Source organism: Okeania sp. SIO3B5 (assembly GCF_010692555.1).
Classification (GTDB): domain Bacteria; phylum Cyanobacteriota; class Cyanobacteriia; order Cyanobacteriales; family Microcoleaceae; genus Okeania.
On sequence record NZ_JAAHHG010000004.1, the window covers coordinates 13,563 to 36,901 of the forward strand.

Annotated in this window: 12 protein-coding genes; 6 read left to right on the forward strand and 6 right to left on the reverse strand. The window is 37.4% G+C overall.

Going from position 1 to position 23,339, the window contains the following annotated elements; all coding sequences use genetic code 11:
* Window positions 1-158: 158 nt before the first annotated feature.
* Window positions 159-1,157, reverse strand: coding sequence for a diiron oxygenase (locus tag F6K54_RS01000; RefSeq protein WP_293073238.1), 999 nt, complete (start codon window positions 1,155-1,157; stop codon window positions 159-161).
* Window positions 1,158-1,602: 445 nt separating this feature from the next.
* Window positions 1,603-3,471, reverse strand: coding sequence for a hypothetical protein (locus tag F6K54_RS01005; RefSeq protein ID WP_293073239.1), 1,869 nt, complete (start codon window positions 3,469-3,471; stop codon window positions 1,603-1,605).
* Window positions 3,472-4,146: 675 nt separating this feature from the next.
* Between F6K54_RS01005 and F6K54_RS01010 the strand changes: the two genes are divergently transcribed.
* Genes F6K54_RS01010 through F6K54_RS01025 form a run of 4 tightly spaced genes read left to right on the forward strand, consistent with a single transcriptional unit; the run spans window position 4,147 to window position 11,555 of the window.
* Window positions 4,147-5,655 carry an AAA-like domain-containing protein gene (locus F6K54_RS01010; RefSeq protein WP_293073241.1) on the forward strand — a complete coding sequence of 503 codons (1,509 nt, stop codon included), beginning with the start codon at window positions 4,147-4,149 and terminating at the stop codon, window positions 5,653-5,655.
* A 9-nt stretch (window positions 5,656-5,664) separates the two neighbouring features.
* Entirely contained in the window at window positions 5,665-9,582 is a 3,918-nt protein-coding gene (locus F6K54_RS01015; protein ID WP_293073243.1) for an AAA-like domain-containing protein, read from the forward strand.
* A 41-nt stretch (window positions 9,583-9,623) separates the two neighbouring features.
* A complete protein-coding gene (locus F6K54_RS01020; protein WP_293073245.1) occupies window positions 9,624-10,655 on the forward strand; it encodes a hypothetical protein in 1,032 nt (343 codons plus the stop codon).
* 45 nt (window positions 10,656-10,700) lie between these two features.
* Window positions 10,701-11,555, forward strand: coding sequence for a hypothetical protein (locus tag F6K54_RS01025; protein ID WP_293073247.1), 855 nt, complete (start codon window positions 10,701-10,703; stop codon window positions 11,553-11,555).
* Window positions 11,556-11,857: 302 nt separating this feature from the next.
* Here F6K54_RS01025 and F6K54_RS01030 read toward each other — a convergent pair whose 3' ends face one another.
* From F6K54_RS01030 to F6K54_RS01040, 3 genes are all read right to left on the reverse strand, one after another.
* Window positions 11,858-12,304, reverse strand: a complete 447-nt coding sequence (locus F6K54_RS01030) for a hypothetical protein (RefSeq protein WP_293073249.1) — start codon at window positions 12,302-12,304, stop codon at window positions 11,858-11,860.
* A 1,404-nt stretch (window positions 12,305-13,708) separates the two neighbouring features.
* Entirely contained in the window at window positions 13,709-15,373 is a 1,665-nt protein-coding gene (locus F6K54_RS01035) for an adenylate/guanylate cyclase domain-containing protein (RefSeq protein ID WP_293073251.1), read from the reverse strand.
* A gap of 22 nt (window positions 15,374-15,395) precedes the next feature.
* Entirely contained in the window at window positions 15,396-15,791 is a 396-nt protein-coding gene (locus tag F6K54_RS01040; RefSeq protein ID WP_293073252.1) for a response regulator, read from the reverse strand.
* 394 nt (window positions 15,792-16,185) lie between these two features.
* Between F6K54_RS01040 and F6K54_RS01045 the strand changes: the two genes are divergently transcribed.
* Both F6K54_RS01045 and F6K54_RS01050 read left to right on the forward strand, forming a co-directional pair.
* Complete coding sequence (locus F6K54_RS01045) at window positions 16,186-16,335, forward strand: hypothetical protein (RefSeq protein ID WP_293073254.1); 150 nt, start codon at window positions 16,186-16,188, stop codon at window positions 16,333-16,335.
* A 273-nt stretch (window positions 16,336-16,608) separates the two neighbouring features.
* Complete coding sequence (locus tag F6K54_RS01050; RefSeq protein ID WP_293073256.1) at window positions 16,609-16,731, forward strand: hypothetical protein; 123 nt, start codon at window positions 16,609-16,611, stop codon at window positions 16,729-16,731.
* A gap of 235 nt (window positions 16,732-16,966) precedes the next feature.
* Here the strand turns inward: F6K54_RS01050 and F6K54_RS01055 are convergent, their stop codons facing one another.
* Complete coding sequence (locus F6K54_RS01055) at window positions 16,967-22,582, reverse strand: trifunctional serine/threonine-protein kinase/ATP-binding protein/sensor histidine kinase (RefSeq protein ID WP_293073258.1); 5,616 nt, start codon at window positions 22,580-22,582, stop codon at window positions 16,967-16,969.
* Window positions 22,583-23,339: the final 757 nt, after the last annotated feature.

Here is a 23,339-nt window from a genome sequence, read left to right on the forward strand (position 1 = left end):
CTCTTTTCTGGAGAGAGCTAAAAGATACGATCGGGGGTTCTATACCGAATTAAACGGATTTGATATGACAACGTGCAATGAAATCGAATTTTGCAGGGTAAGAATCATCTCACGATATGAGATGAACTGGAATTTTTCTAGCTAGAAAACCTCCCTACTTATTTTAGCAAACCTTGTCTGGCAAAACTGTCAATACCCTGTTGTGAGTTGAGAACACCTAACTCTTCAGCCAGTGAAATCACACCAGAATAGTCAATGCGGCTTAAATTGACCTCGTCCGTCACAGCACAGTCAGCAATGACTTCGCGAGTTTTGGGGAAGCCAATATATTCAAGCATTGTTTGCCAAACCTCCAATTCTGAGTTAGCAAACCAGCGCACTGGTAAGGGAAACACATCAGCAAAAAATTCTTGCTGTTGGGGACTCAACTCAGTGTAAATACACTGAGCTAGATTTGTAAAAATACTATGATGAGCCATTTCATCCTTTCTGTGAGTATCAACTACTAAACGGTTCATTGGTTGAATATCAGTATCCTTAGCTAATAAATTTAAGTAGTCGCTAATGAACACTTCCGAAACAGTAGCAGTAGCAATTTGAACTAAGATTTTTTGCCAAGGTTCAGAATATTTCCCTTGTTCGAGGATCATCTGTTTGACTAAGTTAAAGCTAGGCAACTTGAGTGACTGAAGTCCGCGCTGCTCTCGTGTAATTCGACAAGCTTGCATTACCAGCAATATATGGTAAGCTTCATCTACAAGAGTATCGCTAGCAATTTGTCGCCCGACTCCATTATCAACTCCTGGTACTTCCTGATAGATGATGTGGTTACAAGCAGGAGAAACAACTTTTGATTCAATATCAACAGTTTTCTCGTTGTAAGCTATCCAACCACAGGAGAGAATTTTTTGCTGTATATTGAATGGTGCTCCCAAGAATGCAGGATGGTCTTTAAAGGGTAACAGGTCACTTCGGAAGTCATCTCTAGTTGTGTCAAATGCTAGCTCAGGGTTATTTAAGTCTAGGTTATGACTTTTGGCTTGTACAACTTGAGCGCGACGCGACCAATTATGCACCATTTTGTTGAGTAGTTTGCGACTATGAGAAATTTCTTGAGTTGGAGTAGTAGATTTTTGGTTTCTTATTACTATAGTCATGGTTAATTCTCCTTATCTATTGTGGTCAGTTAATTGAAGTGTGTTTTTGAACATAGATGCACTCAAAAAAAGGTGATAAGTGTAGGTTAGGTATCAGAATGTTAGCGCAGCTTATCCGTAGGATAAACCCAACATCAACGCTTTGTTATATCATGTCCGGTTAAATAATTAGACTTTGGTGGAAGGGAGGCAGCTATGCTGGAGGCAGGAGGCAGGAGGCAGAAGGTTTTCTCAAGAGTGTCACCTTAATTTTATACACGCTCCGATGCTACCGGACATGATATTATACCCAACCTAAATTTTTAGTGTCAGTTCATATAGAATCTGGTTATACAGTATATGTTGATAATTCTATCCACACTTCAATATTAAATATCCCCATCTCCCCATCTCCCCATCCCCTCATCTCCCCATCTCCCTACTCCCTCTTTTCAGGAGATGTCTATTAACGATATCGACCTGCAGTAAAACCACCGTGAGGCATATTCAATCCATCCAATGAGCTAAATACTTTCTCAACCTGATCAGTTTCAGTATCAATCTTGACGATGTAGTTAGAAGCATAACTAGCAACATAAACAGAATCTTCGTCAGGTGTGACATTCAAACCATGAGCAATGGCAAAATCTGCTGGTAACTCTTCACCTGGTTTGAAACGCTTGATAAATTCAGGTTCGTTAATATCGCTAATATCATAGACCGAGATATAGCCATCATCCCCAAAGCTGTTATCCAGGGAATCTTCCTCTGCCACATAGAGCTTGTCACCAGCAATTCCGAGGTCTGATGGAGAGCGGAAAATACCACTTTCATCAGCAGTGTTGGCAGTCCCCACAACTCGCTCGGCAGTACCCTCAAAGGTATCAAGTAACCACAAACTCGGACCGACAATATTTTGTCCGGAGGGAGTTAAGGAAGTCGGACCAAACTGCATCGATGCAGTAAAGGCGTAGCGATCGTCTGCCCAAGCGGTATAGTGGGTGAATGCGCCATTTCCTTCCGGAGAGGTTAATTCTATGGAGTTTCGGAGGTTGAGATTACCATTTCCATCTACAGAATAGATTTCAATATCATCATCATCGTAGTAATAACCTGTGCCTAAGGCTACGGTGCCAGAAGGATTGAAAGTGACCCCATGAGTTTGATTGGTGGCTTCACCAAATTCAAAGCTATCTCCTGGTAAGAATTGGTTTGTACTCCGATCAAATCCCCGAATTTTATTATCTGTCCATTGAGTGAGATAGCCGTAAGGTGAGCCTGGTAGCCACGTCGTGCCATGAGCTTGAGTGTAAGCAGGTTGAGTCCAACTACCGATAGGTTGGCTGGGGTCTACTTGAATGGGAACGTTATATTCAGATGTTGTACCCACGGGTTCTAATGTTAAGCTATTTAATACGGTCAGGTCGGCTGTATTATTAGACCAGTCAATGCCGTTTATTTCTAATGCAACTAAATTAGCAGAGTCGGTATCTGAGGCATCAGTTGTGACATAAACTGTTTGTTCGTCAGGAGGTATTAAGACGTGCTGAGGTCTCCCACCAGGATAATTTTCGATGTTTTCCAGAGGTACTAATACTTGCTCGTCTGTTTTTGTATTGATTAATCCTACTTCTCGCTCCATCATATTTACGAAACCATAGAGTGTGCGGTCAAGCTCGAAGTCTACGCTGAAAACTTGAGATGTCCTACCTATATCGTCTATAGAACGTAAATATAAGGTGTGTTCTCCTTCTGTTAAGGCTCCACCATAGAGTTGTTCTAAATCTACTATATCTAATGAGAAGCTACCATCAGGGTTGAGTGTATCACTGACATCTGTGAAATTATTCCGACGGGGAGTGTTTAGACTGGCTTGGAGGTTCATATCTTGGAGGTTTCCGTCGTCAATGACAAATCCACTTACAGTGGGATCGGAGGTGATGCCATCGGTATTTGTGCCTCCGTTGAGAATGGTGTCGTTAGCTAGGGAGGCGGTAATTTCTGGACGCCTGTTAAAGCTAAACATAGAGGAGAAGAAATCAAAAAAGGTTTCACCTGTTAGGGGGTCAATGCTAGATTGTTCTATGTTTGCCTCGTTATCTGAGGGGATAGGGTTGTCGAATGACTGCTGATTTAGCAGGATGTTATCAAACGGATTCAGGATTTCTTGCCAGGGATGATTGTTATCAATATCAGGTATTATGGCATTAGGGTCGTTTCCATTTGGGGGTGGTTGAAATCCTGAAGTAGTGATATAATTTGTTTCCGGGATCGAGAACTGATTGTCTAATTCTGGGTTCTGGGTTACGTCTAGGTTGGTTTCTTCTGTAAACATAGCTTTGATTTATTTGATTTTGTCCTTCTTGTGGATTCATTTTTTTCAAGTCAGTAGGCAAATTGCTTTTCTAACCTATAATCTTGACTTGAGTTTTGTTCCTATTAACTACGATAATCTTTGTTAATTGCTATTAACGAGGATTATTTACTACTAAATTCATCATCTAGTCATCGCTTTGATCTATTTGATTTTGTCCTTTTTATGGATTCATTTTTTTCAAGTCAGTAGGCAAATTGCTTTTCTAACCTATAATCTTGACCTGAGTTTTGTTTCTATTAACTACGATAATCTTTGTTAATTGCTATTAACGAGGATTATTTACTACTAAATTCATCATCTAGTCATCGCTTTGATCTATTTGATTTTGTCCTTTTTATGGATTCATTTTTTTCAAGTCAGTAGGCAAATTGCTTTTCTAACCTATAATCTTGACCTGAGTTTTGTTTCTATTAACTACGATAATCTTTGTTAATTGCTATTAACGAGGATTATTTACTACTAAATTCATCATCTAGTCATCAAATATTTGGAATTATAAAAAACAAAAATAGTTATTCATTTTTCTTGATGATTTTAAGATGAATAACAGTTATTTTTTGATTAATTAAAATTTTAAATAGTATGTTATCCTAGTAAAAATGAAAAATAAAAATAGACTATATATTAAAGGCCATGGACTCTAATTTACTGAATATCTTCAATAAAGAATTAACTTCTCAACAACAGGAATGGTACAAAGTTTTAGCTGAATATATTATTCATCAAGCAAAGAATACTCCCCTAACCATTACTGAGTTAACAACAAAATTAGTGGGAACTCGTTCAATGTCTGAAGATACTGCTAAAGATTTTGCTGAGTCTCTTATTTCTAGAGGAAGGACTGCTAAAGTATCTGCTGCTACATTAACAAAAGAATTGGAGAACAATGGATTAATTGAAAAAGGACCGGTTGAGACAGATAAAAATTCAGCAAGAAGATTTTTGGATAATTTAGAAAAAAAAAAATTAATTACAATAGATCATTGTTCAGGTAGAAGTGGCAATATATGTACTCTTAATTTCTATATTTATAGCGGACAGACTTTAGAAGGTGTTGTTCCTGCGCAAAATCCTCTATATATCAAAAGAAATGCTGATAGTATTTGTGAAGAATACTTAACTTTTGGCATGATGAACAATCAAAGCCGAGCTTTTTTAAAGATTAAATCACCACGATATACAGGAAAAACTTCTTTATTGATACGTTTAAGAGAATTTGCTAAGAAAAAAGATGCCGCAGTGGGTTTGATTGATTTAGAGGGTCATCAATTTTCATATGAACTATTTATAGATGGTGAAAGCAATGAGGAAAACAAAGAAAAATATCAGCAATTTTTAGACACTTTTAAAAGAGTTGTAGAACAAGAGTTTAATTCTCACCTGAATTCTTACAGACCAGGTTTTTCTTCGCCTAAATGGGGCAATATTTCTCTTGCAGAAAAATTTACTGAAGATTTAGAAGAAAAAATTTTCAGTCCTATACAGAAACCGAAAGTTTTACTCATAGATGGTATTGATATAATTCTAGGAACACATCTACAAGATCCTTTTCTTCGGATATTAAGAACTTGGTGTGAGCAAAAAATGAAGAGACTTAAAAATAGTTCTTCTATTATTTTTCCTAATATTATTATTGCATTTTCAACAGAATCTTACTTTGATAGGGAGTCTCCTTTGCAAAATGTGGGTACAGAAATCGAACTTCCTAAATTTACAGACGATCAGATCCTTAGTTTAGCTGGATTATATGGTTTAGTTTGGCATGATGGCTCAGAAAGTGCAAGTTCCTTAAAACATTTTTTAAGTGGAAATCCTTATTTAATTAATATGGCTCTTTATGAAATAAGTAGAAAAAATATTGATTTAGAAACCTTTAAACAACAAAAATTGTTTCCTAATAGTCGTTTCTTAAAACATCTCCGTAAGATTGTAGAGAAGATTGAAAAATGTAAAGAATTAGAACAAACTTTTTGTAATTGGCTTCAACAACAAGACTCATATCTTGATGAAAAATCGAAAATACAATTAGCTAAATTAGGAGCAATTGAGTTTGAAAATGAGAATAATATGATCCAACCCAAAATACCTTGTCAGCTCTATGAACAATATTTTAAGCAGCAATTTTTAAATCAAAATTCCTAAATTAGAATTATGAGTACTGAAAACTTTTTTAACTGTGAAGGTGGATGGGAAACTAATCCACATAATTATGTATCAAGAAAAGCAGACCGAGAATTGTTAGATTACTGTTTAAACTTTCAACTAAGAAATCCCGTTTTTTTCCTTCTAGCTCCTAGACAAATGGGAAAAACGACTTTAATGAACCAGATTATATCTCAACTAGAAGAAGAGGAAAAAATAGCCACTATTTCTATAAATGTTCATCTTTGGGATTATATTAATGAAGAAGAACTATTTAATACTTTGTTATTTAGAATAGTAACAGCAGTACCTCAGCTCAAAAATATTGAAAGTGAAATAATAGAGTCTTGGAACAAGTATCCAGGAATTATCTTCTCAGAACGTTTTTTACATATTTTATCAGTAAAAATTTATCCGAAATTAAAAAATGTCAAACTCATTATTTTTATTGATGAAGTTCAATCTTTAGTCAGATTAAAATTACAAGATAAGTTTATTAGATTTTTGAAAACTTTTGCTGAATTCAATAATGAAATCAGAAATAAACTAAATTTTGTTTTAATTGGAGTTGCTAAACCTTCCGAGTTTACACTTAATGCGGATATAAGATTTAATGGAAAACAAATAGAGTTAGAGGGTTTATCAGGTGAATGTCTGCCTTTACAAAAAGGGTTAAAAGCTATTACAACAGAACCCAGTCAAGTTATAAAAAGGGTTTTGTTTTGGACAGGTGGACAACCTTTTTTAACTCAGTATATGTGTTATTTATTACTGGATGATTATTTTTATATTAGCCAAGATTTTGAAAAAGCGGTTGATGGTTTTATTCGAGATAAATATATAAAAAATTGGAGAAGTAAAGATAAACAGTCTCATTTAACAGGGATAGAAAACTACTTTGTTAAATTTGAAGATAGTCAAATTGATCGCCAACTTCAACTTTTAAATTATTATTATCGAATTTTAATTAATGGACCACAAAAGTTGGAAAGTAAAAATGTTCTTCAAGAAGATTTATTAATGTCTGGGTTAGTTGTTAAGGTGATTGAAAACAATCAATATTTCCTGAAAGTTGCTAATCCTATTTATGAAAATATTTTCAACGCTGAATGGACTGATGAAATTCGTAAAATCTTGAATTTAGCTAGTGTAACAAATGCAAATCGATCGGCACAAACAGAATTAAATATTGCGGAATTAGATAACTTTGGTGCGATTAACAAATGCTTCACAATTTTGCAGCAAGAACTGAAGCCATTTGTCAAGCAAAGAATGGATAAATACTTAGGAAATAATTGGCGAAATCATCGTGAAGTTAGAATGATTGTTCGTCCTCCCGATGATAAATCTCCCATCACAATTATTGATTACCAAAAATTATTAACTCTCATTATTAAATATTGGGAGGATGTTTTTATTAATGTCTTTAATAATAGAGACAAATGTGAAATTGAAGCACTATTACAATTTGGCGATCAGGAAGAAAAACAAAGGGCTGATTTTGAAGATGATTTTACAGTAAAAGTTCTCAATACTATAGCCTATTTACTCAGTACAACTGGTCATAAAAGTAAAGTAAAAACAATTGATGAATTAATGATGAATAAATACCCTCAAAAGCAAAAGAGGAATTATTATCTAATAAGTAATAGAGAAAATACTTTAGGCTATGAGAAGTACATAGAACAGGAGAATAATATAGGAGAAACAGATATAGCTAGTCGTATTACTAATATTCTCAATCAACGTCATCCTCGTACTAAAAAAGTGAGAAAGCTGATTAAAAAACTTAACTTCTTACTATCTGAATTAGAGAATATGGAAACAGTTTATAGTCGGTTGATTAATACCATTAATGACCCATCAGTTACGACAAAGTTGCGTGAATTATTTCAGATTTTTGTGGGAATTAATAGAAAAATTCAAGAAGTTAAACAAACATTAACTAAACTAGATAAGAGATTTTCTCGTGAAAATTTGACTATTACTTTTGTTGGTAGTGCAGGCCAAGGGAAAAGTCGTTTTATCCAAACTTTAACAGGATTAACAAAAACAGAAGTTCCTGATGGAACGATTCATAACTGTACAGAGGTCAAAGTAATAATTGCTCATTCTACTAATCATCAAACTCGTGGCGAAGTTTATCTTCATACTCCAGAATCTTTTATTCAAGAAAATATCGCTCCTTATTATCCAATGCTTAATTTAGGCAAGGCACCAACAACATTAGATGAATTTATTAATCATCCTTTGCCTAAGTTAAAAAATCCCGATGCCAGAGCTAAAGTTTATTATGAATATTTAGAAAAATGTAAGAATCATTACTCTGAATATCAGGCTTTACTCCAAGAAAATTCTCCTAAACCTATTGGTAAAGATGAAATCAGAAAATATGTGGCTCAAACTGATGAGAATAATGATAGAACTAATTTTAGCTATTTAGCAGTCAAAGAAGTAAAAATTTACTGTCAATTTCCTCATGAAGATGTGAGGCAAATTACTTTAATCGATCTGCCGGGATTAGGGGATACAGTATTAGGATATAGGGAAACTTTACGGAGAAGTCTAGGACAAGATGTAGATTTTGCTCTCTTTGTTAATATGCCTAAAGGGAGAGTTTTACAGGAAGAAGACTATGAACTTTTTGATACTGCTAATCAAGCTTTACCTGAATTACCAATTGAAAAATGGTCATTTTTTATCTTAAATGAAGTGAAAAATCCGCCACCGGGGTTAGGTATAGCAGATAATCGTCAAGTTTGTGAAGAAACTAAACGTCGCATTGACAAAGAACGACAAATTCAGGTAGCTAAATGTATGATTGCTGATTGTGCAGATACTAATGAAGCTTCTAATGTATTATTGGAAGTTTTAAATTACTTAGAAACTCATATTTTAGAGTTAGACGATCGCTCTGTATCGATCGTTAATAAATCTATTGAACAATTAGAAAAAGAAATTAAAACTTTCCTAGAAAAAGCACGTCAAGCATTCAGAGTTGCTCCTAAATATCAAAATGAGAATATGTTATTTTACGAGCTTGCAGACAAACTAACACGCAAAATCAGTAAAAACTTACACAAATTAACTCAGGAAATACGTCCTCAGACTTTGATCGTAGAAGAAAATAAAAAGGATACGAAATTTTTTCAAACAGCTACCAAAAATATTATCAAAAAATGTCTTGAAGACACAGGGGTTCATTCACCTGAGCAAATTGATTATATACGTTTTGACATGGAATCAGGAACAGGATGGATTAGTGTTTTAGAGCGTTGTATAGATGAATTAAGAACTTATATTAGCAATAAATTTAACTCTTTTGATAGTGATTTTCAAATGTATGTAGAACAAGTAAAAAACCAAATTGCTGATGCTTTAACTGATACCGATCTAGGCAATATAACTACTGCTAGAGGGATAGATTTTTTGGAATTTATGACCAGAGAAATTCCTGAATACCTTCCTACTCTTAAAGTAGCATTTGAAAAATTAGTTTCTTTTAAAATGACTTATGAACATCATTTAGAATATCTGATTCTCCAAGCTTTAGAAGAAGAATTAAATCCTAACCCTGGTGATGTATTTAACCCTATATTTAACCCTGCAGGAAAATCAGATGAAGAAAATATTCAGATAATTCACAAGATTCTAGTTGTGAAACATCGCAATACAATTTCTAAATGTAGACAAGCTTTAGAAAAGCTAGAAGGTATGCCTAGTATAATTATCTATGGTAGAGCCAATCGCTTTGTAGATGAAGTTATTCGTTCTGAGGGGATAAGGAATGATTGGCTAGTTCTACTTCAGGAATGGAGTTCACAAGTTTTCCCAGATCACTTTGGGAAGGGAATTAGTCAAGAGAAACAAGAATGGGAAAACTCGATTCAAAAGGCTTTTTCTCTTAGTACATTAGAGAAAGTTTGATCGAATTAGAATTATATCAATTAAATCAAGGGTAAATCACTATGGAATTGGAAATCGCGGACAAAGAAAAACTACCCAAACCAAAGGTAAAGTTAAGCGTGGCCTCGCTGGGACCAAGTGGAGTGGGTAAGACCTCTATTTTAGCTGTTATCAACAAATATTTTCAAAGTGATTTCACCAGAACTGACTTTAAGGTGATCATCGATCAAGAAAGTTTTGCAACCATCAAAGAGCATGAGGAAGGACTGGAGGATTTAGTCAAAGATTTTGATGCAGTATCTCGAGGACTACCATCTACTGAGGATGCAAAAAATATTAACTTTATTCTTGTTAGAGATAAATGGAGATCGAGAGATGCTTTAGGATTAGAGTTTTTGGATATTTCTGGGGGATGGTTACAGAAAGATTCATCAAGCAAATATTACCAAAAATATTTGGATCAAGTAGTAAATAGTGGTGCAGTTATTATTCCTATTGACACCTTAGCTTTAATGGAGGAAGACGGAAAATATCATCAACAGCTAAACGATCCTGAATCAGTGACTAAAATGATTGCCAGAGCTTATGATAATTTACCAAAAGATGAAGAAAGATTAGTACTTTTTATTCCCGTAAAATGCGAAACTTATGTCAAAACTGAGAGAAATATGGAGCGATTAGTTAAAGAAGTTCACAAAGGGTATGCAAAATTAATTTATGATGTTCTACGTCCGAAAACAAATGTAGCAGTAGTTATTACTCCAATACAAACCGTTGGTTGTGTAGTTTGTGGAGGACCAGATATTGATATTGAGACTAGAGAGTTGAAAGGATGGCTTTTAAACAAGACTAGATTTGATGCTCCAATGGAATCTCAATGGGAAGATCAACCCCTACGCTATATCATGCGTTTTCTCATTCATCAATATATTAAACAACAAAGAACAGGTTTGTTTGGTCAAGCTTTTTATTCCTGTAACGATCTTTTGAAAGCAAATAACGATCTATATGAAGCTTTACGTCGTTTTTCTCAAGGTCGAATTAAAACTCCACCATTTGAGATTATCCAAGGTCATGATTTATTAAAAATTTAATAGATAATAATAGGCAAAAATTTATAAAACACCTGGAATAAATTAATGATGAATATTTTCGTTCGTAGTCGTGGAGTTGAAGCTAACACAGATTATACATGGGTAGAAGTTACAGAAACAACCCAAGAAGTTATTGATAACTTTCCTGATTTGTTTCAGGATGAATCTACCAATTTAATTTATAGTGAAAAACCGTCCGTGGTTTTATCTCGTAGAAATAGTAAATTACTGTTACTTATTACTGCTATTCAACCTACTGATAGAGGAGATTTCTATAAGCGACAGATTCGTATTTCTGTCGGTTGGATAGGTGAAGATTCTGCTGACAATGAAGAGGCTTTTCGCCTGTTAGCAGCTCGTGCTTTGGACGATGAAGAAAACCCAGAATTAACTGTGGAAATTGCTGAGGCTATACCTTTAGGCGGTATTTATGGTTTTGAAGCCGATTTTAATAAATTATTAGGTTTAATTGCATCCTGTCAAATTCAACATAAAGTTGATAGTCAACAATTAACAGAACAAGAGGAAAAATTTAACAAACTCGCACAAATATCTCCTGATACAAAACAGTCTTTAGTGCAAATAATTAGACAATTTAAGTTACCAAAACGAGAAGGAGTGTTAGTTGTGTTTACAACTAATAAAAGAGAAGGAAGTCTCAGACAAGCGGAGGTTTGGCGAGGAATTTCATCCTTAGTAGAATCACCACATTGGAAGGCTTATTATCCTTTTCCTGACCCAATTCCGGCTGAAATTGCTGAGGGTTTGAATTATCAATTTACACTTTTTCAGTTATTAAAATGTATTAATTCATCTTGGGGTAATTGGCTAATTGATAGCATAGAAAATCAAGTTAATCATAAACTTGAATCAAATAATATAGATAACCTAAATAAATAGGGCTTGCTGATTAAATATTAAAGCATTGACTGATATTGGTTTCAGCCTTTTTGGGTCGAAAAAAGTGCGCATATTTTCGGTCTAAAGAGCTGCATAAAGCTAGTATTTTGGGACGATTATTCTGACTACTTCTTCTATAATTCCCATTCCTCCTGTTTGCGGAGCATTCTGTAGGAAATTCTGGCTCCTGCCTTTACCAAAAAACTTTATTCAGCAAACCCTAAATAATTTATTTGGATTAAAATATAAAAATATATAAACCTCAAAATACTTTTTGTATGAGTTTTTTAAGGTTTGTATTTTTAAGTCAGACGTTTATATTCATCTATTAATGGCAAAAGCTCCTCTACATACTCTGGTACAGTTGCTTGATGTGTTTGTAAATTACTTTTTTGTCCTTGGAGATTTCCTGTAAAAACAAGTTTATAATTTGTATCAGGAACAAAAACTATACTCCAAGCGCTTAATTCTTGGTTGGCCTTGTTTTTTTTCATAAATGTAATGTATTGAAGATCTGCTATATCTTCTCCAAAAGTATCTTTAGCTGTTTGTTCAAAATTAGATATCATAGGAGCAATAACTTTAGTATCCATACTTCCACCTTCACCAGGTACTTGAGATTTAGCTATACTACTAGCGTTTAATAGAAATGCTATTCCATCAATATAATTTTTTAGTTCCGCACAAGAATCAAGAATAGTCTGCATAGCGTTAAGCACCTCTTGGGAATTTGTATATTCCTTTAGCATAATAAAATCCTCCTAGAAATAAGTTAATTTAGAATTTGTATTTAACTGGACTTCGTGGTTATCTTTTCGTTATCCACGTCGAAAAATAGGGTGCATCTCAGATATGCGATTAGTAGAAATACCCAATCAAAAACTATCAGACACCACAGGCAGCAGGTAGTTCTGTCGAGTCAGAGGCAGCAGTTACCGGGAGCGCAGTTACCAGGCAATGCCCCTAATTTTCTCAAACATCGTTGTACTGATATCAATACTTATCTCAGTATTTTTACTTATTGCATAATTGAGATCCACCCGAAAAATAGTATCAGTGATACTACCCATTATTCTCAAGACCGAAGATCCTATAAGATATTGGCCCCAATGACCTGTATCTTTATTAGACATTGAGAAATTTATTATCTCACATTCTAGGTTTTTCAAGGAAAAAATCCTGAGTATGAGAATATTGAAAGTGTTTAATAACTTCTATTTCCAAGTATTGCACTACCTGGCAGGGGAGTTGTCGATTATCGACATCCACGATCGACAATTTTTTTTGAAAAAATAACAAAATCATCAAAATTAGTCAGGGCAAGCTATTTATGTCATGTCCGGTTGAATACTTACACTTTGGAGGAGGTAAGGCAGCGGGAGCTGGAGGCAGGAGGCAGAAGTGGTGCGACCCCGCGTCGGCGTCAGACGCAAGGGAATGCGCACTCCTGTGAGGAAAGAAAAGATTAGAAGGGAAAAGGTTTTTTTATCACTGATTATCCGGACATGATATTACCATCAACGAATACTAAGATCGACGAAAATATTTTCAGTTCTTGTCGATTATCGACAATATTTAGCAATGAGTATAATAATAGATCCATCCATATTTATATTTAACAATGTAGATGAACATCCGATATGTCTAATACCAATTTTATAAATGTTTGCTACAAATAGGTAGGGTACTTCTTAGGAGTCAGGAGTCAGGAGTCAGGAGTCGTATGGGAATAGATTTAATACCAGTTTTTAGGTCATAAATTCTCTTTTTTGTCAAAGGGACATTTCCTGCAATTTTTTTTTATTGCACTTATTATTCGTAACATTCTTTTTTCAAAATGGTATAATGGCCAAGACAAATAGAAAATGTACTTATATCATGTCCGGTTGAACAGTTATAAATAAATAACGACTTAGGAGTCAGTCCTCAGGAGTCAACCCACCCCTAACCCCTCCCAGGAGGGAAGACTGAAGTTGGAAGAAGAATAACTGGAGTTGAAGGAGAAAGTTTTTTATCACGCTCTTATCCGGACATGATATTAGGGTTTATTGAATAAAGTATGAGGGGTAGGAGTCAGAATTCAGAATCCAGAATTCAGGAGGAACGGGGAATTATAGAGGACACAAAACCTCTCGATCAAAAATTAATTATAGTTAACCACACTTCTTCAGATAAATTTTAGCAACGCGATCGCTAGGATTTTTTTGTAAACAGTTATTGAACAAAGATTTTGCTGACTCAATTTCTCCTGCATAGTAGTGAATCAAAGCTGCTTCAAAAATTTGCTTCGTTTCCAATTTGGCCTGCTTTTGGTCATTAGGATCGGCCTCAAATACCTCAAATACCCCGACCTTTCTAGATTTTCCCCGAACTTGCACTTGAGCGATCGCTCGCATAGCATACTTCATCGGTTCCTCCAGACAAGCTAAAGTGTGATGAGAAATTAGAAGCGGAGTATTATATGCTTTTGTTAAATGCTGGAGGCGGGAACCGAGATTAACTGTATCACCAATGGCAGTAGTATCAATACGAGAGTTACCACCTACCGTTCCTAACATTAACTTCCCTGTATTAATCCCAATGCCAATTTCGATAGGTAGGCGGTCTGGTCGTTGTCGAGTTAAGTTATATTCAGCCAAGATTTTCAACATAGTCACTGCTGCATTCACTGCAGAATCGGCACTTTCTTCAAACAGTGCCATAATTTCATCACCAATATATTTATCAATAAAACCACCATTTTCAATAATTGCAGGTTCCATACGTCGGAGATAGCTATTGATAAACTTAAAGGTATCTTCTGGAGTCATCTGTTCTGAACGAGTTGTGAAAGCACGGATATCGGCAAACAAAACTGACATCTCCTTCTGAACAGATTCCCCTAGCTGAATCTCAGTAATACTTTTGTGAGCAAGGGATTGGAGAAATTGACGGGGAACAAACCTGGATAAAGCTTCATTGAGTTCAAACAATTCTCTTGTATACTGCTCTCGTTCAGCTTCAGCTTGTTTACGACCGCTAATATCTTGGAAAGTGGCGATCGCCTGAGAAATTTGGCCTGTTTCATCTCGAATAGGTGTCGTCAAGACTTCGAGCGGGATAATCCGATCTGGGTGATGAATTTCCATATCCTCACAATGAACTGTTTCTCCCGCCAGCGAACGCACAATTGGCAGTTGATCTGAAGGATACAATTCCTTGGTTTCTGCTTGATAAACGTTAAAAGTATCCGAAAGTTGCTCAATCTTGCAATCTGGTAAAACCTCTAACTTGAGTAATTCCTTAGCTTTATGATTGGCATAGGTAAGTTTCCCGGTCACATCGTGAACCGAGACACCAATTGGTATTGCCTCCAAAAACTGAGTCAGGCGACGTTCGTTTTCTCGCAGTTGAGCATTTTGTTGTTCGAGTTGTTTCATCCGCAAGTACTTACCGAGTGCCTCCTTAATTGTCAGATTGAGATCCGTCGTATCCCAGGGTTTAGTAATATAACGGTAGAGATTAGCTGAATTAACAGAATTCCCCACTGCCTCTACTCCGGCCTGACCCGTCAGCATAATCTTCAAGATATCTGGATACAGAAGATGAATCTGGCTCAGGAGTTCATCTCCTTTGATACCAGGCATTAATTGATCGGAAATCACTACAGCAACTTCTATTCCTTCAGTCTGCAATTCCTCTAAAATTTCGAGTGCCTCTTCACCACTTTCAGCCGCTTCAATACTATAATTGTCACCAAAGTTTCGTTGTAACTCTTCAGAGAGACTTTCCAAAACCATCGGTTCGTCATCGACCAAAAGAATTGCTATTTCGTTCATACTGACTCAATCGCTAGTTAGTTCATACTGACTCAATCGCTGTTGTAATGATTTTAATCAACTCTTCTTCCAGCCACGGTTTATAGATACAGGAGTAAAGATTAGCTTCTTCCTTGGCTCGCTGAATCGCCGACTCATCAGCTTGCCCAGTTAACATAATTGTTTTAATATTACCAAATCGCTGATAAACTTGAACTAAAAACTCATCTCCTCGCATTCCAGGCATCAGCCAGTCAGAGACAATCACCACAATTTTGACCCCTTCCTCATCTAGCTCTTCGATAATTTCTAGGGCTTCCTCGGCACTTTCGGCAGCCTCGTACACAAATCGCTCGCCAAAGTGACGGCTAATTTGTTCCTGGAGGGTTTCTAGGATAACAGTTTCATCATCAACACACAGAATTGCTGTCTCAGTCATAATATTATATTCTAGGAGTAAGTGGCCAATTTTTAGGAAGTTAAATATGCTACAATTTTAAATTATATAAGTATAGCGCTACGCGCTAGGGAATAGGGAATAGGGAATAGTAAACTTTTAGAGGGTTTTTCCTGCGGAAAAGCTCCGCTAACTAAAGGGTTTAGAAATGTCCTAACCTTAATGTGTAGCGCTATAATAGGACTTACGAAACAACTCTATCTGTAAGGTTCATTGCAACCAAGATTATACCACACTACCGGACATGATATGGCTATTTTTTGTTCCCCCTGTTGCCTGTTGCCTGTTGCCTGTTACCTGTTACCTGTTACCGAATAATTAATAGACATCTCCAATAATAAAAAATAAAATCATATCATGTCCGGTAGCATCGGTATTGTATAGCGAAAGTAAGGAAGAAGGAAGAGGGAAGAGGGAAGAAGGAAGAGGGAAGAAGGAAGAAGGAAGAGGGAAGAAGGAAGAAGGAAGAGGGAAGAAGGAAGAAGGAAGAGGGAAGAAGGAAGAAGGAAGAAGGAAGAAGGCTTAAAAGATTGAAAAAACTTAAACTTCCTGTAGATATTCTCCCTTGGTTTTACACAAACAATACTAGCGGACATGATATCAATTATCCCAAAGAAATTATCAATTATTCCCCTCCAATGTTAATATTTTTCCCCTAACTAATCAGAAAATTTGGCCGTAGCAGATAGTCTAAACTTTTGCCTCTCTTGGTGCGCGTTCCCTTGTGACTAGCCTCCTCCGGAGGAGCTAAAGCTTTTCATGTCGCGCAGCGAAACGTCGTCGCGGGGTCGCACCGCTGTTGCCTTTCGGAGCTGTTGCCTATCATCACCATCAGACTGGAGGTAAGGCAGAAGGCAGGAGGCAGGAGGCAGGAGGCAGAAGGAAAGAAAAGGTTAGAAGGGAAAAGGTTTTTTATCACTGATTATCCGGACATGATATGACTCCTGACTCCTGACTCCTACCCTCACCCATCAGACTTTTGAGCGCAAACCCTAATTATCAATTATCAATTATCCATTATCCATTATCAATTATCCATTATCAATTATCCATTATCAATTATCCATTATCCATTATCCATTATCCATTATCAATTATCAATTATCCATTATCCATTATCCATTATCCATTAATGAACTGTTGCCTTGCGCGTAACGCTATAACTCAATAGGAATAGCTACAGTAAAAGTGGTTTTGCCTGGAACAGATGTAAAATCAATCTTTCCCTGATGTTTATTGATAATATTTTTGACAATCTCTAACCCTAAACCACTACCTTCTCCGGCAGGTTTAGTAGTAAAGAAAGGCTGAAAGATTTTATCCTGAATCTCTAGGGCAATACCAGCTCCAGAATCTGTGATTCCCACAACAATATTTTGATTTTCCACCCGCACTTCAATATCTATTTTTCCCTTTCCATCCATCGCTTGAATTGCATTGTGAATCAAGTTTGTCCATACTTGCACCAGTTCATCAGCATAGCAAAGAATTTCTGGAATATTTTGATAGTGGCGAATCACTTTCACACCCTTTTTTAAATAGTTGTGGTAAATCTCCAGTACGGTTTCAATACCGTCAGTAATCACTGCTGGTTGTTTTTCTCCACTGTGATCGTAACGGGCGTAACTCTTGAGGGCAAAGACAATTTTTGAGGCTCTTTCCACAGCGTTGGAGATATTTTGACTGTTGGTGTAGAGGCGAGCGATATCGTAGGCAATTTGTACAATTTCGTGGACTTGGGGAGTTTGTAACAAAGATATTTGAGATTCAACACTATGATGTAATCCGGCTTCGGTTAGTAGGTGAGATAGTTGTTTGGCATTGGTAATATTATGAGACTCAAGTTGTTTAGTGACTGTGCGCTTAATTTGACGTTTTTCCCTGGTACTGAGACTGGGTTGCTTACTCACAGCAAGTTGTAGGAAACTGAAAAATTTGGTTTGTTGTTGTGGGTTGAGCAGGGGTAAAAGTTGAGGTAATTCAGAGAAAGATTCTTCTAGCGCTTTGTCGGTGTTACCTATGGCGGCACGAATGGCACCCAAAGGGGTGTTAATTTCATGGGCAATTCCGGCTACCAGTTGTCCTAGAGCTGCCATTTTTCCGGACTGAATTAATTCATCTTGGGTGGTTTTGAGTTCTTGTAAAATTTGGGTGAGTTGTTGATTTTTTTGTTGCAATTCCTCTGTGCGTTCAGTAACTTGTTGTTCGAGAGTGCGGTTGTAGTTTTCTAGTCGGTTGTAAAGTTGGGCATTTTCTATGGAGATAGCAGCTTGGGCAGTCAGGAGGTTGAGAATTTCTATGTGTTCTGGGGTGAAAGCTTCTGCGCTCAAATGATTTTCTAGGTAGAGAATGCCAATCAGTTTTCCTTGATTAATAATAGGAGTACAACAGAGGCTTTTGGGTGGCTGTTGAATCAGGTAAGGATCTGCGGTGAAGGTTTTGTCTTGTTTGACATTGTTGACGATCGCGATATGTTGAGTTCGTTTGACGGTATTAATGATGCTAATGGGTAAGTTGTCGGTTTTGTCAAGGGTAATAGTTGATAGGTCACATTTTGTCCGGTCGCATTTGGCAGCTATTTCCAAATTGTCGGATTTGTTCAAAATTAAGGCTCCTGTGTCAGCTCCGGCGTTTTCTAGGACGATGTGCATTATTTTACAGAGTAAGGTATTGAGTTCGATTTCCTCAGAAAGAGCATGAGAGGCTTTGATTATGGTTGCCAGGTCAAGATTGTCAGAAATTCCGCTTGAGGTATCGGTGATGGTTTGCGTTGTCTTCAGAATCATTGTTTCACCTTTTGATTGGGAAATTTGATTGTTGAGAATAGGAGCAAGTAGTTGAGGATATATTTGTTCTAGTTGGTCAGTTTTAGCTTTAGCCCCCCAATGAGCATAACAATAGTATGCTTCCTGCATATAGGTAGCAGCGATTTTTTCTTTCCCCCAATTCAGGTAAAATTTGGCTGCCAATTCATTCCCTAATGCCTCTTGTTGCAGATATTCGTTTTCTTTAGCGAGGGCAATAGCGCGGTCGTACAATTCTATAGCTTCTAACGTTTTTCCCGAAATTCGAGCAATTTCTGCTTCTACCAAACAACACAAATGCAGAAAATTTTCCGGACAATTCTGTGCCCAAATGGCAAGTTGTTTTTGATAAGTCGAGATTTTTTCCCCATATTCTAATTTTTGACTATCTGTTGCACTGGAATAAAGTGATGTCATCAGTAGTGCATAAATAAATAAATGATGGGCATAAGGAAGCAGTCCTTGAGGTGCAACGTTAATAATTTCTGCATCAGCCTCCAGGCAACATTCTAAGGCTTCCTCTAATCGCTCTTCAATGAATAGAATTTGAGTTTTCAATATCTTATAAATGCAAATGACTTGCCAGTTTTTATGCTGGTTACATTTTTGCAAATATTCAGATTCTACTAACTCGGTTGTTGTTCCCATCAATTGCGAAAAGAGCATCTGACCGCCCATGAACAGGTCGATCGCCCACTGATTTTTGTATTTTTGAGTGAAGGCTAATGATTCGCTGATTTCTTTCTGTAGTTTTTCTAGGGGAATACCTTGATAAAAGCGGCAATACATATTATGACCAAAAGCATAAGCTGCATATTGCAAGTTGCTTGATTCTAAACCGACTCTATAAGATGAAAGATAATCTTCTGTTGCTACTTTGAGAGGATGAGACCAATGTCTGAGAGAACTACCAATCATCAAATAAGCAACACTCTCAGCAGATTTATTATTAAAGGTTTGAGTTAACTTGATAGTTGCATCTAGCAACTTATCTGTATTTTGATAATTATTCAGAGCATATCCTCGCAAACCACCAAAGGCAGGATAGATATATCCAACTTCTGGTGTATTTCCGTAGTTCAAGCATAGGTTAACTGCTTTGGCGCAAATGACAGACCATAATCTTTGATGAGAACGATAGGTTGGTGGTCCCAAAGTAATTAACAGCTTGATTGCCATTTTTTGTTCTGGTTGAGTCATTACAGGCAATTCAGTTAGGGAAGTAAATGGTAGATTTTTAAAGGTTTCTGTAGCGATCGCCAGTTCTACATTTATTACTTGTTCAAAATTGTCTTCGGGAAGGTCTACATTAATTAATGCCAGACCTCGGCGGCCTGCTTGAATAGCTTCTGGATATTTTGCTTGCAGGGTGTATTGGATAATTGACAGATTATATATTTCAGCTTTTTCCATAGGAGTATGAGCATTTTGCAATATGCGTTCTATCCACATTTCAGCGGTTTCGATGTTGCCATTCAAATATTCAACTTCTGCTCTTTCTTTATATAGAGAAAAGCTGAGTTGATAATTGTGTCGCCAGCAGTCATCGGGTAAAAGTTCGATTCCTACTTGGATGTAGCTCAAAGCTCCCGCATAAGCTGTGGAGGCTTTGGCTTTAGTTCCTGCACTTAAATTGAGTTTAGCTAGCTCCTCTCGTTGTAGTAGTTTGGTTATTAATGTTCGACCAATATTTAGATGGTTGACGATTTCAAAAATTCTCTCTTCCTGTTCGGTAGCTGATAATTTTTCCATAAGTAAGGTGCCAATTTCAAGATGTGTGGCTTGTTTTTTCTCTTCAGAAATCAATGAATAAGCTGCTTGTTGAACGCGATCGTGCAAAAAGCGATAGTTTACTGAAATTGTTTGGTGTTCTTTTTTTTCGTTCTGTATTCGGTGGAAAAATTTATAGTTCTGACTTTCGGGAATGATAAATCCTTCTTGCAGTCCTCGCCACAAATCTGTTGCTACTTGTTCCTGAGTGCTTTCGCATACTACTGCTAAAGTTCCTAAATCAAATTGGTTACCAATACAAGCTGCTAGTTTCAATACTGCTTGAGTTGCTGGTGGTAGTTTCTTTAACCGTCCTACCATAAATGTTACTACATCATCCGTCAGCACCAACTGCCATACCTCGGTCAAATCACACTGCCAGTATCCCGTTTCCACCTCGAAGGTGATATAACCATCCTCATGCAAACCTCGCAAAAATTGAGTTGTAAAAAATGGGTTTCCCTTAGTCTTTTGATACACTAACTCAGATAAAGGTACAGCAATTTCTACAGAACACAGCAATGTATCGGCAACTAAACGAGTGACATCCACCTCATCCAAAGGAGCCAGAGTTAGGGTATCAATCTTCGCACCCTGTTTACTAATTTCATCCAGAGTCAGCATCAATGGATGAGCAGGGAAAACCTCGTTATCGCGATAAGCTCCCAACACCAGCAAATAACCTGTTTCCGAATCGTCCATCAGTAATTTCAACAGGTTTAAGGAAGCCGAATCCGCCCACTGTAGATCGTCCAAAAAGATAACCAGGGGATGTTTTTTGGTAGCGAACACTTGCACAAACTTACCAAACAACAAGTTAAAGCGATTTTGCCCTGCATTGCCAGAAAGTTCGGGAACTGGAGGTTGTTTGCCAATAATCCGTTCGAGTTCCGGAATGACATCGATGATGACTTGTCCGCTTTCTCCGACAGCTTTGAGGATTTTTGCCCGCCAATTGGTTAAATCTGCATCCGACTCGCCGAGCAATTGCCCCATCAAATTTCGGAAAGCTTGCACGAAAGCGGAAAAGGGAATGTTGCGGTTAAACTGGTCAAATTTACCTTTGATAAAATAGCCGCGTTGCTTAACTATAGGTTTGTGAACCTCGTTGACAACGGCTGTTTTCCCAATCCCTGAAAATCCTGCCACCAGTAAAAGTTCTGAGTTGCCAGCTTTCTGTACGCCTTCCTGTCTCCCCTTTTCCCCATCTCCTTGACTAACTCGTTCAAATGCTGCTAATAATTGGGCAACTTCCCGTTCCCGTCCATAGAGTTTTTCTGGGATGAGGAAGCGATCGCAAATATCCTGCTCTCCCAACTTAAATTGGATAATATCTCCCCTAGTTTTCCACTGTGTCAAGCATTGCTCTAGATCGCGTTTTAAACCCAAAGCACTCTGATAACGTTCTTCTGGATTCTTTTTCATTAATCTAAGCACCACTGCCTTCAAGGCTTCCGGGATTTCCAACTGCTCGCTGCTCGCGGGAAACTCCACTTCTTGCGCAATGTGGCAATGTACTAATTCCATGGGATCGTTAGTTTCAAAAGGTAACTTCCCGGTTAAGAGTTCAAAAAATGTCACACCAAGGGAATAAAAATCTGTGCGATAGTCGATACCTCGGTTCATCCGTCCGGTTTGTTCTGGAGAGATGTAGGCAAGGGTTCCTTCGAGAACATTGGGATTGATAAATTGTTGTTGTTCTTTTGGCAGTAAACTGGAGATGCTGAAATCTATTAGTTTGACTTGGAAGCTTTCGGGGTGAATCAAGATGTTCCCTGGTTTGATGTCTTTGTGGATGATGCGTTTTTGATTGAGGTAATGTAGAGCTTCTGCTAGTTGGATAGCAACGATCAGAAATTTAGTGAGACTTCGGTCTGAGTACTGCCAGTAGTTAGGGAGAGAAATTGCTTCATTATCGGGCATAACCAAGGCATAACCATGACCATAATCTTCTAAGGCTAGGGGTTGCACCACCGCAGGGTGTTCTAAATGACGGGCGATCGCATATTGATTGCGGAACTGAACTAACTCATTAAAATTGGGATAGGGGTTCCGTAAAACTTTGATAATCACAGGTTGGCGTTTCATGTCGCGCAGGGAATAGTCAGTTGTATCAGTTTCTCTAATTGCTTTGTAGACAAGGGTGCGAGTTCCGATATAAATTTGGTCGGTTTGTTGATAATTAGTTAAGTTCAGCATAGTTTACGATAGGTAATTAGTTCAAGCTCTACAATTAACGAAGTCAGAAGTCAGAAGTTAACCCACCCCCGCCCCTCCCCAACCCACCCCCGCCCCAACCCACCCCCGCCCCTCCCAGGAGGGGAGCCAGGAGGGGAAGTGGGGAATTTAAGTCCTGCTCCAAAAATATTTCGCCTTAAAAGGCGGGGTGGCGCAACCCAATTATTTTGATAAATAAAAATTTAGTTATCACAGGGAAGCTAGGTTGAAGAAGGCAGAAGAGAAAAATGCTTATGGATAGCCTTCGACAAGCCACTTTGTGTGTATAAACCCCAAACAATTTGAAGCACCCTTGTTGATGGTGGGGTATTAAACTTGTTACAGAAAAGATAAATTATCTAAATTGTAACGTTTATTTGATTCTCTGTCAATAGTTTTGTGAAAGTGGAAGTGAAAGTGGAATGGGCATCTTGCCCGTTCCCTAAATAGTTGGGAGTAGGGGAGTGGGGGAGTGGGGGAGTAGGGGAGTGGGGGAGTGGGGGAGATTAAAGGCTTGAAGTATAGCAATGTGCGCTGGCATATTTACAAATTACCCGTTCCTGATATTTTCCTTTATTTGATTATCTGTCAATAGTTTTAGTTTTGTGGAATGGGCATCTTGCCCGTTCCCTAAATAGTTGGGAGTAGGGGAGTAGGGGAGTGGGGGAGTGGGGGGAGTGGAGGAGTAGGGGAGTAGGGGAGTGGGGGAGTGGGGGAGATTAAAGGCTTGAAGTATAGC